This window comes from Verrucomicrobiia bacterium (assembly GCA_019634635.1).
GTDB lineage: Bacteria > Verrucomicrobiota > Verrucomicrobiia > Limisphaerales > UBA9464 > UBA9464.
In genome coordinates this window covers 77,279-91,773 of sequence record JAHCBB010000015.1, presented here as the reverse complement: position 1 = coordinate 91,773, position 14,495 = coordinate 77,279, and the positions used below count along the sequence as shown (strand labels likewise).

At 67.2% G+C, this 14,495-nt stretch carries 7 protein-coding genes, 2 pseudogenes and 1 riboswitch; of the genes and pseudogenes, 7 read left to right on the top strand and 2 right to left on the bottom strand.

The genetic code is table 11. The features are described 5' to 3' along the window. Positions 1–105 precede the first annotated feature (105 nt). The 6 genes and pseudogenes from KF791_12040 to KF791_12015 all read left to right on the top strand — a co-directional run bounded on the left by KF791_12040 (position 106) and on the right by KF791_12015 (position 5,091). A pseudogene (locus KF791_12040) lies at positions 106–692 on the top strand (AAA family ATPase). 4 nt (positions 693–696) lie between these two features. Then, a complete protein-coding gene (locus tag KF791_12035; GenBank protein ID MBX3733311.1) occupies positions 697–1,488 on the top strand; it encodes a prepilin-type N-terminal cleavage/methylation domain-containing protein in 792 nt (263 codons plus the stop codon). 136 nt (positions 1,489–1,624) lie between these two features. Further along, a riboswitch (cobalamin riboswitch) is annotated at positions 1,625–1,835 on the top strand. 262 nt (positions 1,836–2,097) lie between these two features. Further along, complete coding sequence (locus KF791_12030) at positions 2,098–2,946, top strand: PEP-CTERM sorting domain-containing protein (protein MBX3733310.1); 849 nt, start codon at positions 2,098–2,100, stop codon at positions 2,944–2,946. Further along, a pseudogene (locus KF791_12025) lies at positions 2,943–3,134 on the top strand (cysteine-rich CWC family protein). The gene KF791_12030 and the pseudogene KF791_12025 overlap by 4 nt, the downstream one beginning before the upstream one ends. Then, the gene (locus tag KF791_12020; GenBank protein ID MBX3733309.1) at positions 3,129–4,304 is read left to right on the top strand and encodes a hypothetical protein; all 1,176 of its coding nucleotides are present in this window, start codon (positions 3,129–3,131) and stop codon (positions 4,302–4,304) included. The pseudogene KF791_12025 and the gene KF791_12020 overlap by 6 nt, the downstream one beginning before the upstream one ends. Positions 4,305–4,314: 10 nt before the next feature. Beyond that, positions 4,315–5,091 carry a prepilin-type N-terminal cleavage/methylation domain-containing protein gene (locus KF791_12015; GenBank protein MBX3733308.1) on the top strand — a complete coding sequence of 259 codons (777 nt, stop codon included), beginning with the start codon at positions 4,315–4,317 and terminating at the stop codon, positions 5,089–5,091. 40 nt (positions 5,092–5,131) lie between these two features. Here the strand turns inward: KF791_12015 and katG are convergent, their stop codons facing one another. Both katG and KF791_12005 read right to left on the bottom strand, forming a co-directional pair. Continuing rightward, positions 5,132–7,312, bottom strand: coding sequence for a catalase/peroxidase HPI (gene katG / locus KF791_12010; GenBank protein MBX3733307.1), 2,181 nt, complete (start codon positions 7,310–7,312; stop codon positions 5,132–5,134). 209 nt (positions 7,313–7,521) lie between these two features. Further along, positions 7,522–12,618: a ThuA domain-containing protein gene (locus tag KF791_12005; protein ID MBX3733306.1), complete on the bottom strand. Its 5,097-nt coding sequence runs from the start codon at positions 12,616–12,618 to the stop codon at positions 7,522–7,524. A gap of 334 nt (positions 12,619–12,952) precedes the next feature. On the opposite strand from KF791_12005, the gene KF791_12000 reads away from it, so the two are divergent. Beyond that, a complete protein-coding gene (locus KF791_12000; GenBank protein ID MBX3733305.1) occupies positions 12,953–14,479 on the top strand; it encodes a DegQ family serine endoprotease in 1,527 nt (508 codons plus the stop codon). Positions 14,480–14,495: the final 16 nt, after the last annotated feature.

Here is a 14,495-nt window from a genome sequence, read left to right as displayed (position 1 = left end):
CAGGGTCGCGGATGGAACGCGCCCCTACCAATGTGCCGGGGGGCCAGCGCTACCCGTTGGAGGAGGCGGCCATAGAGTGACAGGTTCATTGCGTGACGTTCTCCGATGCGCGCGTGGAGTGGTTGCGGGGATCGTGGGGAGGCTCTGGCGTCTGGCGCTGCCCGCGTTCCCCGTTGCTCATGCCCGAACGCAGCGGAATTGAAGTGGGTCGCGGTGAAACACGCCCCTACCAAGTGGAGGGACTCGCTGGTGGATAGAGTGACAGGTTCATTGCATTCACAGTGGCAACTGGCACGGCTGAGGGCGAAAACAGGCAAATCACTCCTGATTCTCGATGAAATCCAGAAGGTCCGCGGCTGGAGTGAAGTCGTGAAGCGCCTTTGGGACGAGGAACGGGCGAAGCGGGTCCGGTGCGGTCCCTGTTGCTGGGGTCCTCGGCGTTGCTCCTGCAACAGGGGCTCACGGAGAGCCTGAGCGGTCGCTTCTTCCTGCACCGCTCGGGTCCGAACGCCGACCTGAGGCTCCGGTCGTCACGCTGGACTTCGATCCCCGCGAGGCGCCGTCACCGGATGCGTGGGACGGGCGCCACCTTGGGGCGCGTTCCTGCCGATTTGAAACCGGGCCGCGAAGGGGTTGCCTTCGTTCGCGGCATCGGGTTGAGTCATCAGCGTCTCCCTGAGGAGAGGAGTTGACCCCATGAAGCCGCGACCTTTGCCCCCACGCCGTCGTCGTGACGGGTTCACCCTGATCGAACTGCTGGTGGTGATCGCCATCATCGCCATCCTGGCCAGCATGCTCCTGCCGGCGATTGCCAGGGCGAAGGAGAAGGCGAAGAGCACCGCATGCATCAACAGTCTCCGGCAGTTGGGTCTGGCGCAGCAGGTGTATGGCGCGGACTCCGGCGGGCGGTTCACCCCGACGTTCGCGGTGCGGGGATCCAACGTGGAGCGTCGGGCCTGGTTCAACTTCCTCCAGCCGTACACGCAGACCACCAACCTCATCCTGTGCCCAAGCCGGACCAAGAAGTTCCGCGAAGTGGTCGCCCTGTACCCGAGCGACCAGCAGGAGCGTGCCGTTTCCAACTACGCGATGAACTTCGGCGTTGGTGGCTGCGACTGGCCCGGGGTCTGGGATGCGGCCCGCTATCCGCAGCAGAAGGACTCGGCCATCCGGAATCCGTCGGGAACGGTCCACATCACCGACGGCGCCAGCCAGCCGATGGCGACCCGGGATCCGCTGCGGTGCGTGACGGTACGGTCCCCCGAAAAGGCCGGCGCCTGGGTGTTGCACGATCCCATGAACAGCAGCCCCTGCGATGGCTGCGTGACCGCGCCCTCGACGCAAGATCCCAACTGGGGCGGCCCCCACCTGCGCCACTCGTCGAGGAGCAACGTCCTGTTTGCCGACGCCCATGTGGAGACCATCCTGGCGTCCAAATGGTACTACGGCGGCTCGCCCTGGCTTCGGGCCGAGCTGGGCGGGCCTTGAGGGTTTCGGGTGCAGGCAGCGGGGCTTCGCTCAGGTTGGCCGCTCCTTGCGGGGGTGACTTCGGGGAAATTCCAAACGGAAATTTGCTTGTGTCACCCGGGGACTTCGTGGTCTCTCGGGGGCGTTCCTTGAAGCGCCGGCTTCGTTGGTTGCCGGCATCGTTTTCAACACAGCCGGAAGTGCGGGAACCCCGTGAGACTCGGGGACGGTAGCGCCACGGTATCGGGTTACGAACCTCCACGCGGGCGGCGGCGCCTGCGGGAAGCCACTGGACAGGGGTCCGGGAAGGCGGAGGCCAGGATTGAGACCCGGAGTCCGGATATTGCGCCGGCTGTGCTCGTCGGTTCCGCGGACCCACCGCGGGACACTTCGCCGCCCAGCGAAGGATGAGGCCAGCCCGGCGCGGCCTGTCTGCCACGCCGGAGCCCCAGAGTGTCTGGACGCCTTCATTCTCGGTTTCGCGGGAGCGGAGGCGTTTTTGCTTTTTGGAGGAGCCCGGCGCTGCGCCCGGCTCCCCCGGCAGACCCTTCGTCCCGCACTGGTCTCTTGACTTCAATCTGCCGCGCACCCGGGAACGGTGCGTGGTGTCTGAGCCATTGAGACCTGTTCATGAATCCCTTGTTTCGCCTCCCGGCCCTCGCGGCCGCGGCCACGTTGCTCACCCTCTCCACGGGGCGCGCCCAATTCGCCTCGTCCGTGATCGAGTATCTCCCCGGGGCCGGTGGGTCGCCCGGATACGACAATCCGGCGTCCGCCCTCGGCGAGCCCAGCCGGGTCACGCCCGGGGATTTTGGAGGTCCCGTGGACCCGTTTGCCCCGGCGTATCTGCCCTCCCAGTTGCTGAGCCTGGGCGCTGGCGGATCGCTGACGATGCGCTTTGATGCGCCGGTGCGGAACGATCCGCTGAATCCCTTCGGTCTCGATTTCCTGATCTTCGGCAACAGCGGCTTCATGGTGACCAATGAGTTCGACGCCGAGTTCAATTACATTGGCGTCCCGGCGACCGACGGCTCCTTGTTTGGCACCGACGGTCTCGCCGAGGTCTCGGTGAGCGTGGATGGATTGGAGTTCTTCACCCTGAATCCGGAGTTGACCCCGGCATTGGACGCCCTGTTTCCCACCGACGGCTCCGGGGATTTTTCGCAACCGGTGGATCCCTCCCTGTCGTATGCCCAGTTTGCCGGGCTGACGCTCGAGGGCCTCCGGGGGCTGTACGCGGGGAGCGGGGGCGGCGCTGGCTTCAACCTCGACTGGGCGCGCGACACCTCGGGGGCGCCGGTGACCTTGGACGAGATTCGGTTTGTCCGCGTCACGGTGACCTCGGGCCGCGTTGAGATTGATGGCTTGAGCGCCGTGGTCGCCGTTCCGGAACCCTCGACCCTCGCGCTGGGCGGGCTTGGATTCGGGGCGTTGTGGATGGGGATGCACCGCCGGCGTCGGCGTTCCGGGAACCCATGAAGGCGTCACCGCCCAATCGGGATCCGGTCCCGGACCCGGCACGCTGCCCCTTGTGCGGCGGGCCAAACCAGTGCCGTCAGACCGACACGGAACCCTGCAAGGGACCGTGCTGGTGCGAATCGGTCTCATTTCCGGAGGCCCTGCTGGCCCGGGTGCCCGTCGCGGCGGAACGTCCGGCCTGCATCTGCCGTTGCTGCGCCACGGGAACGGGCCGAAGTCACGGGGAGCTCGACGCGGAAGGGGACAGCTATGTGGACCCGCTCACCGGCCTGCAGGTCTTCACCGAATCCTGGCTTCGGCGTCGCGGGTACTGCTGCGAATCCGGGTGCCGTCACTGCCCGTGGCGGGCGGCGGGCGTCGGGGCATCCGGCGGGCCGGCCGTGTCAGCTGCGTTGGCATTGCTGACGGCCTGGATTTGCTGCGGTGTCCACTCTGGAAAGGCGTCGGCACTGGTGGAGCCTTTTGACACGGATCCGGCATCGCGGGGTTGGGTCGTCCATGGCGACTCCGGATTGTTCTCCTGGGACACCGCCGGAGAGCGGCTGGCGGTCACCTGGGATTCCAGTGCGCCCCACAGTTTTTTTGCCCGTCCTTTGGGGATGACCCTTGGGGTCCGGGACGCCTTTGCGTTCGGTGCGGACCTGGTGGTCACCGAGGCGGTCGGGGGCGTGCGTCCGCCGCGCACCGGTGCCATGCAGGTCGCCTTTGGGCTGCTGAATCTCGATCGGGCGCTCCAGAGCCCGTATGCCCGTGCGGCGGGGCGGGCGTTTGACTTGGCCGAGTTCAACTGGTTTCCGGAAGGGGAGTTCCCGGGATTCGGTGTGGTGGATCCCACCGTGTCCCCGGCGCTGTTTGATTCCATGGGACGTGTGGCCACCGCCTTCACGTTTCCCGTGGACCTGATTCCCGGCGTTCATTACCGGATTCGCTGCTCCTTTGATCCCGGTACGCGTACCCTCAGCACGCTTTTGACGACGGATTCCGGGGAGGTCCCGGTGCGGGCCGTGGTGCTTCCGGCATCTTTTGGCGATCTCCTGTTGAACGCTGCGGCGGTGATCAATTGGAACGAGGCGGGCAGCCCGTTTGACTCCCTGCTCGCGCATGGGTTTGTGGACAACGTGTACGTCGAACTGCCGGCGCCGCCCCTGGATCGCATCACCTGGGTCGCGCCCGGGGCCGTATCGTTCACGGGAACGGCCGGCTGGTACTTCCGGCTGGAGGCTGCCGTCCGGTTGGGCGCGACGTGGGAGGTCATTGCGGGAATTGAAGGAGTGGACGAACCCCTCGTACTGGCGGACCCCCGGGACGCAGCATTCGACGGGCAATACTATCGCGTCACTGCCTCACGGGAACCCTGAAGCTCGCGTCATGGACACCTCCCGGATCCACCATCGTGCGACGGCCCGAGGCGGCCGCACGGTCGCGGCGTTCACGCTGGTGGAATTGCTGGTGGTGGTTGCGGTGGTGGCCGTGCTGGCCGGACTGCTCTTGCCCGCGGTCGGTCGGGCCCGATCCGCCGCCCACGCCGCGCGGTGCGCGTCAAATCTCCGCCAGTATGCGCTTGCGGCGCGGATGTACTGGGACGACCACGGCGGCCGGGCCTTCAGCGAACGGACGGTGCGAACGAACGGAGGCTGGCGATATTGGTTCGGCTGGCTGGAGGACGGCGCGGAGGGGGAACGCGCCTTTGTGGCGTCCGACGGGGCCCTTTGGCCCTACCTGGCCTCGCGGACCCTCGGGACATGTCCTGGCCTCGTCCGCAGCGCCTCCCGATTCAAGGCGAAGGCCCGGGGTGCCGCCGCGGGGTACGCCTACAATCTGCTGCTCGGCCCGCGGGGTGGCCCAGCGGTCCTCATGACGGCCGTGTCCGGCCCCTCCACGCTTGCGGTCTTCTGCGATGGCGGCCAGGTCAACGACTTCCAGGCGCCTGCGTCCGCCGAGCATCCGATGCTGGAGGAATTCTATTATTTCGACACCAACGCGCTCAGCGCCACGGTTCACTTCCGCCATGGCGGTCGGGCGCAGGTGGCCTTTGCCGACGGGCACGTGGCCTCCCGGCCACCGGCGCAAGGATCGCAGGATCACCGGCTGCCCGGAGAGCTTCTTGGCCGTCTGGACGCGGCCCTTGTGGTCCCGGCGCCGTGACAGGCCCATCCGTTGACCGGTCACGGCGCCTAATGCGACCTCAGGCGAGGTCGAACCGGTCGAGGTTCATCACCTTGTTCCACGCGGCGACAAAGGCGTGCACGAACGGCTCCCCGGCGTCGCGACATGCGTAAACTTCGGCCAGGGCCCGGAGTTGGGAGTTGGAGCCAAAGACGAGGTCCACCCGGGTCCCGGTCCACCGGGGTTCACCCGTTTTACGGGCGCGGCCCTCGAACAGCGCGGCATCTGCGGAGACCGGATTCCACTCGGTGCCCATGTCAAGGAGGTTGACGAAGTAGTCGTTGGTCAGTGCTCCCGGACGCTTGGTGAACACCCCGTGCTGGGACCCCCGGTAGTTGACACCGAGGACCCTGAGACCGCCGACCAAAACCGTCATCTCGGGCGCCGTCAGTGTCAGCAATTGCGCCTTGTCTATCAGCAGTGCCTCGGCGGGGACACTGTACCTGCCCTTGAGGTAATTGCGGAAGCCGTCCGCGATCGGTTCCAGCACGGCGAAGGACTCCACATCGGTTTGCTCCTGCGAGGCATCCATGCGGCCCGGAGTGAAGGGCACCGCGACTTCGTGGCCGGCATCCTTTGCCGCCCGTTCGATGCCGGCACATCCGGCCAATACGATGAGGTCCGCAAGCGAAACCTTCCTGCCACCGGATTGCGCACCATTGAACGCGCTCTGGATGCCTTCCAGGGTTGAGAGCACCCTGGACAGCTGGGACGGCTGGTTGACGTCCCAGAATCGCTGCGGGGCCAGGCGGATGCGCGCGCCGTTCGCACCGCCCCGCTTGTCGGAGCCCCGGAACGTGGATGCCGAGGCCCACGCCGTCGAAACCAGATCCGCGACGGAAAGTCCGGAAGCCAGAATTTTGCCCTTCAGAAGGGCGATGTCGTGCGCCTCGATCAACGGGTGATTGACCGCGGGGATGGGGTCCTGCCAGAGCAGTTCCTCCTTGGGGACCTCGGGGCCGAGGTACCGGGCCAAAGGGCCCATGTCCCGATGGGTCAGCTTGAACCACGCCCGCGCAAACGCATCGGCGAATTGATCCGGATGGTTCAGGAAGCGCCGGGCGATCTTTTCGTAGGCCGGGTCGAATCGAAGCGACAGGTCCGTGGTGAGCATGGACGGCGGGATGCGCCTGGACGGGTCGTGCGCGTGCGGCACCGTGGTCGCGCCGGCACCGTTCTTCGGCGTCCATTGATGCGCACCGGCCGGGCTTTTCGTGAGTTCCCATTCGTAGCCGAACAGGTTTTCGAGGTAGTTCTGGCTCCACTTCGTGGGCGTGGTCGTCCAGGTGACTTCCAGACCACTGGTGATGGCGTCAGCACCCTTGCCGGTGCCAAAGCTGTTCTTCCAGCCCAGGCCCTGTTCCTCAAGGCCGGCCGCCTCCGGCTCGGGACCCACATGGGATGCCGGACCGGCGCCATGGGTCTTTCCGAACGTGTGGCCACCGGCAATCAGCGCGACAGTCTCCTCGTCGTTCATTGCCATGCGGGCAAAGGTCTCGCGGATGTCGCGCGCTGCGGCGATCGGATCCGGATTGCCGTTCGGGCCCTCAGGATTGACATAAATCAGGCCCATCTGGACGGCTGCGAGTGGGTTCTCAAGATCCCGGTCGCCGGAGTAACGCTTGTCGCCCAGCCAGGTCGCCTCGGGGCCCCAATAGACGTCCTGATCCGGCTCCCAGACATCTTCACGACCTCCACCGAACCCGAAGGTCTTGAAGCCCATCGTTTCCAGGGCCACGTTGCCTGCGAGGATCATCAAGTCGGCCCAGGAGAGTTTTCGGCCGTACTTCTGCTTGACCGGCCAGAGCAGGCGGCGCGCCTTGTCCAGGCTGACGTTGTCCGGCCAGCTGTTGAGCGGCGCGAACCGCTGCTGGCCCCGTCCGCCCCCGCCCCGGCCGTCGCCGATGCGATAGGTGCCGGCGCTGTGCCAGGCCATCCGGATGAACAGGGGGCCGTAGTGACCGAAATCGGCCGGCCACCAGTCCTGCGAATCCGTCATCAGCACCGCGAGATCCTGTTTCACCGCGGCCAGATCCAGGGACTTGAACTCCCTGGCGTAGTTGAACTCCCCGCTCATCGGATTCGACTTGGAGGAGTGCTGGTGCAGGAGCTCCAGCTTCAACTGGTTCGGCCACCAGTCGCGGTTGGAGGTGCCGCCGCCGGCGGCGTGTTGGAACGGGCACTTGCTGGCTTCACTCATGATCGCAGGATGGAATTACAGAACGGGATTCCGGTCGAGGACAATGAGCCGCAACCGGCCGTGGGAAGGTCGGCCCTCCCTGGTTCCTCCGGGGACCCACCCTGTGCCCCCATGACCCGGAGCGCGCCGCCGGCATTGCGGGGACCCCCGGTGACGGGGCTGCCAACCGGGCGGTGGCAGGCCGGATGCGCTCCAACGGGGCGGGATCGTCAGTTCGCCGGTTCGCGTCCGCCAGCCCACAGGGCGGCCTGCTGGAGCAACTGGCGGTAGGCGGGATGGCTGTGTGCCTGGCCGTCGTGCCCCAGCGTGATGCAGGCAATGCGGCCCTCACGATGCTGGCTCAGCCAGACGACCGGGAATTCGCGTCCGTCGTGCGGCGAACGGCCGGTGGCGAGCACAAGCGGCGGCACACCCTCGGGATTGCGTACGTGGTGGTACAGTTCGTCGTGAATCTGGAAGGAGCCGGGCAGACCGGCCGTGAGCGGTGATTTGGGGTCGGTATGGACCGTCACCTCGAACTCCCCGAAACGGTCGTGGCTCCGGGAGCCTCCGCCCACCAGATCCCGATTGTACTCGGGCCAGTCGGACCAGCTGTACCACAACGCCGCATGGACGAGCAGCAGGCCGCGTCCTGAGGCGGCTTGCCGGAACACCGCCTCCCGGGAGGCCGCGCCAAGGATGGGCTGGTTGTTGCTGAGGTAGAGGACATCCAAGTACGGGGCGGCCGCTGCGATGTCGTCCGGATCCTCCGTGTAGGCGACGACCGCCCCCGGCAGCTCCCGGAGGGTCGCGGCGTCGGCCAGATGGAAGAACCTCTGGAAGTCATGACTGCTGCCGCCGCCCACGATGAGGATGCGCAGGGCATCCGCCGGGGCCGCTGCGAGGGTCGCGACCGCCGGGGAATGTGTTGCTGGCGCGGCGGCCTGTGGCGTCTCCCGTGGACCGTTGTCCGCCGTGATCGCGAAGATCGTGGGCGCCACCCCATTGTCGAAGCTCTCCAATGTCAGGGACTCGATCACGTTGGTGCCCTGCACCTCCCGGGTGTGCCATCGGACCTGACCCCGCCGGGTCCAGTCCGGCAGCCCCCGGGACTTCGGCACATCCACCCGGGCGATGTAGTCCGCAAACTCCTGGCCGTTTCGGAAAACCCATTCCTCCCGGCCGCCCCCCTGGAAATTGAGGGTGACCTTCAGCACCGGCAACTGGGCGTCGCCCACGGCGGGGTATCCCCAGCCGGCGACACCGCCGAGGAAGTGCAGGCGCGAGGCGGGCACGCCCACCTTGACCTCGACCTTTTGTGGCAGGTTTTTCCGCGACCAGGAGTTCGGGGCCCCGCCGCGGAGGACCACCACGTTGGCGACCGCCTTCTGCGGGCTGACCACGTCGAACGGCACGTCGTCCGCGCGCTTCAGCCCGTGGCTGCGGAACACCACGGTTTCGTCCGTGGCCTCGGGGTTGTTGTAGAGCCCGCGCCCGGTGTTGGCCGTGAAGGCGGGGGACAGGTCGAGCATGCGATATCGGTTCTCGTCGGCGCAAAGGTACGCCAGGAGGTCGCGCAGGCCTTCCGGCCCGAGTTGTTCGAAGCCCTCCGGCATCAGGGAGCGTCCGGTGCTGGCCCGCGACTGGATGTCGGCCTTCCGCAGGGTGTAGTCGCCGGTCGCGTTGCGCAGCACCACCTCCTGGGCGTTCTCCCGCTCGATGATGCCGTCGTAACTCTGGTCGTCGGCGGTCAGGATGAGCGTCGAGACAAAGTTCGGCTCCACCAGGCGGTTGGGGTCCACGATGTGGATCAACAGGTCCGCAGGGCCGTGCGCACCCATGCCGGTGAGGCTGGGGGCGAGGTTGCGCCCCTCGTCCTTGAAAACGTGGCATCCGGCGCAGTTTTCGGTGTAGAGCCGCGCGCCGTTCGCGACGTCGCCGGGCAGGAGCACTCCAGGAGTCAACCGCGCCAGGAGGGCCTCCTTCTCGCGGGCCTCCGGACCCTTCAGTTCGTCTATGATCGTGTTCGCCCGGGCGGCCACGGCGGCGTCGGGATGGGTCCGCAGCCGGTGCTGACGGACCGGTCCCAGCTGAAGGAGGTCCACCTGTCGCGCCGCCACCGCGTCCAGGAACGCGCCGGCGGTGTCCCCGCGCTTGACGATCTGGCCGAACGCCGGCTCCACCGCCTCGGGTGGCAATCGGGGAAAGGCGGCCACGAGCGCGCCGGCGGTGTCCGGCTGTGAGCCGAGCGCCTCGATCACCCGCAGTTGCAGCGGCACGCTCGAGCGGCTGCCGAGCAGCGCCGCCACCGCCGGCACGATGGACGGATCCAGCGTGCGGACGCCGACCAGGTTGACGGCCACCTGGCCCCGGACGTCATCACCGAGCCGGGTCTCGGCCAGTTGGGATTCGGCACGCGCCACGGCGGGCTTCACGGCATCGGCGAGGCCTCCCGCAGCGTCCCAACGCACCACGAGCGGCAGCACCGAGCCGGCGGTCTGTTCCGAGGCCAGCAGGGTGCGGAGTGCCACCTCCAGATCCGCGGTGGGCGGTGCCGCGATGGCGGACTTGAGGTGGGCTGTGAAGTTGTCGAGGGCCGCCTGACGCAGGGCTCCGGCGGCCGGGGGAGACGCCGCCACCCACTGGACGAACCTGGCGGCGGACGCCCCGTCGGCCTGTTGGGCGGCGATCCGGGCGATGTGGGGCACATAGCGGGCCACCGCCCCGGGATTCCGGGCCTCCATCGCGGCCTGCAGGAACAGCAGCGGATCGGCGGCCACCGCACCCACGGCCGCGGATTCCAGCCACGGATCCTGAAAAGACGGCCAGGCCGCGACGATCGCATCCGCGGTTTCCCTGGAGGGCGGGAGACTGCCCAGCGCGATCAGGGCGTTGATCCGTGCCCGGCCATCCGGGTCCTGGATGAGGATGCGGAGCGCCTGCAGGACCTCCGAAGCCACCTCGGGCCGTTCCGCCGCGATCCGGGCCGCATTCTTGCGGACGGCCCCCTGGGTATCCCTCAGGGCTGCGAGCAGCAGGGCATCGGACAGCGCGCCCAGATTATTGAGCGTGTAGAGCGCCTGGATGCGGCCATAGCGGCTGGGGCTGGACTGCATCATGTCAATCAGCGCCGGGGTGGTGTTTGACGGCTGGGTCTCGTTCAGCAGCCGGTTGGCGGTCATGCGCACCCAGCCATTGGGATGCGCCAGCATGGGCACGAGCCCGGCGGGGTCGCGGGCATCGAGCTGGAACGGAGGCAGCGGGGCGGCATCGCGATGCTGGATGCGCCACAGGCGGGTGAAATGATGGTCGCGGTCGGGGCGGGTCGCCGCATTGCGGGCGCCGTGCGCGGGACCGCGGGTGTCGTTGTGCACGGCGATCTGGTTGTAGAAGTCCACGACATACAGGGCGCCATCGGGACCCACGCGGGCGTGAATCGGGCGGAACCAGTAATCCGTGCTGGCGAGGAAGTGGGTCTGTTTCCGGCCCTCTTCGCGGCGTCCCTGGTAGGTGGATCCCCTGGGCTCCAGGAACTCGTGGTGCAGGAGTTGGCGGGTCGCTTCGCCCATGAAAAACGAATAGCGGTCCTCCGGTGCCCACTTGGCCGGCCACGCGCCGCCGTCGTAGATCACCGAGCCGGCCGCCGCCGTCCAGGCCCCGACCCAGTCAATCTGCACGTACGGCTGCCGCTTCTCCTCAAAGGCGGGGAAGATCTTGTTCTCCTCAATGATGTTCAGGTACGCCTTCAGCCCGCCAATCTGGCCGCGCGCGAGCGCTTTCTCCGGGATCACCACGTGGCAGATTGGTTCGCCGCAGGTGGCGGTGGTGAACACGATTTCGCCGTCCGGAGCCACCTCGCAGCCCCAGGTGTTGCAGCCCCCGGCGGCGATCTGCTCGAGCATGGAGCCGTCCGGACGGAACCGGTAGATGCCCGCAGCGATGTCCCCGAAATCCCGGGTGCCATCGCCGGATTTCACCCGGCCGCGCGTGTAGCCCACCGCGCCGTAGATCCACCCATCGGGACCCCATCGGAAATTGTTGATCACCGCATGGGTGTCGAAGGTGCCCCAACCCGTGTAGAGGGTCTCCATCTTGTCCGCGGTGCCGTCGCCATTGGTGTCCCGGATCCAGAGGATGTCCGGCGCCTGGGCCACGATCACGCCGTCCCGGTAGAATACCAGCGATGTGGGCAGTTCCAGTCCGTCGGCGAAGACGGTCTTGTGATCCATGACCCCGTCGCCGGTGGTGTCGGTCAGGATCGAAATCCGGTCGCGCGGCTTGCGCGGCTCCTTGCCGCCCACCGGGAAGCGCTCGGGATTCCGTGCGCGATCCCAGTAGGCCTTGAAGTCGTTTTTGTTGACGTCGCGTCCGCCGGGGTACTCGGGCGTCTCGACCACCCACAGACGGCCCTGGGGATCCCAGTCCAGCGACATGATCTTCTCGGCGACGGTCTCATCCGCGGCCAGGGTGATGTTGAACTCCGGGTGCAGTTGCAGGGTCTTGACCGCCTCGGCGGCGGGGCGGGGTCCGCCCTCGGGATACCGCAGCGAGGCCAGTTCCTCCGGGGTGCAGAACTCGTCCACGCGGTCCCGCCGGCCGGCCCAGGCAAGTCCCCGCAGGAGGATCGCGCGGTAGTGCGGGGTGTTGAACACCTCGTATTGGTGTCCCGGGAGGCTGACAAAGGCCCGGTACGGGGCGCGACCCCCCGGCCAGGTCTTCTCGTACGTCCAGATCTGCGGCCAGATGTTGAAGACGTCCACGAAGCTGACGGCGAGCACATTCACGTCAGGGGACATGTCGAGCTGGTTGTACACCTCGTCGTTCCAGTCGAAGTTCGAGACGCCCCGGGTGATCGGATTTTCAGGATCCACGAAGTAGAGTCCGACCTCGCCCTCATGCCAGGTCGTCTTCGGATCGCCGTCCCAGCGCCACGACCCGCCCTGGACCTGTTTGGCCCACTCGTGCTGGTCGCCCGCCACGACCCCGTCGTGCAGGACCACCAGGCCGCCGCCACGCTGAAGGAACTGCTCGAACCGTGCCCGCTCCCCACCGGTGATCTTCATGCCGTCCGCGGCGTAAATGACGACCACGTCCGCACGGTCCAGTTGCTCGACGGTCGGGAACTCCATCGAGCCCTCGACCGAAATCCCGCGCTCGCCCAGAAGGCGGGTCCAGTCCCCGAGAAACCTCGGGTGGTCGTGCTGGCCCGGGCCGTGGGTTTTGGCCCCGGCGCGGATGAAGACCTTGAGGGGTTCCGCCGCGCGGAGCAGCGGCATCGCAAGCAGCGAGATCGCCACCGCGCCGAGAATCTGCAGGAGTCTGTTCATACCTTGAAGGTGATTGGAGGATTCTACGGGGACCCGGGGTCCCGTCCATGAGTTTGCGGATGCGGGCGTGAAATCCGCCGGGGGCTCGTTCCGAGTGGCATCCCTTCCGGCTTACGCCGGACGCTGGCGCGTGCCGCACTGTTCGGCCATGCCGCGCGGACACGACCGGATGCGTGCGATGCACCTGACGGGAACCGGGTCGGTGGCCCGCGACTGCGCCGCCTTACAAACCTGTAATGCTCCGGAAAGGCCCCGTTCATCGGGCGGACGTCACTCTCCCCGCAACGAATGCCGGCGGGTTGTCGGCAACACACCCAACTCAAAAATGACATTTATGACTGCTGCAAAAAATCCGTATCGGAAGTTGATACTGGTGATCCTGGCGGGGGGGCTCGTCGGCATGGCCACCGCCGTCTGGGCCGGACCCAGGGGCGCCCGGTCGGGAGCCTCCGAGCCGCCCACGCTGAACCTGGTTGTGGACAACACCCCGGTGCCTCACGACGGCCATTCGCGCGGCACGTACGCGCCGGTCGTCAAGCAGGTGGTGCCCAGCGTGGTCCGAGTGAACGTCAAGCAGAAGGCGCGCTTCGCGTCCTCCCCGGTGCCGGCAATTCCTCCGGAATTGCGGCGGTTCTTCGGTCCCGGATTCCCCGGCGCTCCGGGGGACGGCGAGGAGATGCCACGGATGCCCAGATCCCAGGGGGTGGGCTCCGGTGTCATCGTCACGGCGGACGGCTACATCCTCACCAACAACCACGTCATCGAGGGTGCGGAGGAGGTGAAGGTGAACCTGCAGGACGGCCGGGAGTTTGTCGCCCGGGTGGTTGGCGGGGATCCCAAGACCGACGTGGCGGTGTTGAAAGTGGACGGGGGGGATCTGCCGGCACTGGTCCTGGGGGACAGTGATGCGCTCGAGGTGGGGGATGTGGTGCTGGCGATCGGCAACCCATTCGGCATCGGTCAAACGGTCACGTCGGGAATCGTCAGTGCGACCGGCCGGGCGACGATGGGGCTGGATTACGAGGACTTCATCCAGACGGATGCCGCGATCAACCCCGGGAACTCCGGCGGTGCGCTTGTGGATGCCTCCGGCCGCCTTGTCGGCATCAACACGGCCATTCTGAGCCGCTCTGGGGGCAACCAGGGCATCGGCTTTGCGATTCCCGTGAGCCTGGCCCGGGACATCATGGAGTCCCTGGTCAAGGACGGGCGGGTCACGCGCGGCTACTTCGGCGTGATGATCCAGGACGTGAATCCGGCCCTGGCTCGAAAGTTCGGCCTCGATGATGCGAAGGGTGCGTTGGTGGGTGAGGTCACCCCGGACAGCCCGGCGGCGAAAGCGGGGCTGAAGAGCGGGGATGTCGTGACGTCCCTGGGAGGCCGGGACGTCCGGGACAGCCGGCAGCTCAAGCTGGCGGTGTCGCGGATCCGGCCCGGTGAGACGGCCCAGGTCCAGGTGCTTCGCGATGGCAAGATGAAGACCATGAAAGTGCGCGTGGGCGAGCTCCCCGGCGAAGCGTCCGTGGCTAAAGCGAGCCCGGCCGCGGACGAAGGGACGCTCAACGGCGTGGGGGTGACGGACCTCGATGCCCGGACGCGTCGTCAGTACAACATCCCCGCCGGAGTTGGCGGCGCGGTGATCACTGAGGTGGCACCGGATTCCGCGGCGGCCGAGGCGGGGCTCCAGCCCGGGGATGTCGTGCTCGAGATCAATCGCACCGAAGTGAAGGACGCGGGGGATGCCGTGCGCCTCACCGAGGATCCGGAGGACCGCACGACGCTGCTCAAGGTGTGGAGCCGCGGCGGCACCCGGTATGTCGTGGTGGATGAATCCAATCCGGCTGCGGACCCGAAATCCTGATGCGGGTGTATCAGGA

What these genes read in the sequence shown, in the direction of transcription:
- KF791_12000 (MBX3733305.1), top strand. Translation starts at nt 12,953, where the DNA reads ATGACTGCTGCAAAAAATCCGTATCGGAAGTTGATACTGGTGATCCTG.
- KF791_12030 (MBX3733310.1), top strand. Translation starts at nt 2,098, where the DNA reads ATGAATCCCTTGTTTCGCCTCCCGGCCCTCGCGGCCGCGGCCACGTTG.
- KF791_12015 (MBX3733308.1), top strand. Translation starts at nt 4,315, where the DNA reads ATGGACACCTCCCGGATCCACCATCGTGCGACGGCCCGAGGCGGCCGC.
- KF791_12005 (MBX3733306.1), bottom strand. Translation starts at nt 12,618, where the DNA reads ATGAACAGACTCCTGCAGATTCTCGGCGCGGTGGCGATCTCGCTGCTT.
- KF791_12035 (MBX3733311.1), top strand. Translation starts at nt 697, where the DNA reads ATGAAGCCGCGACCTTTGCCCCCACGCCGTCGTCGTGACGGGTTCACC.
- katG (MBX3733307.1), bottom strand. Translation starts at nt 7,312, where the DNA reads ATGAGTGAAGCCAGCAAGTGCCCGTTCCAACACGCCGCCGGCGGCGGC.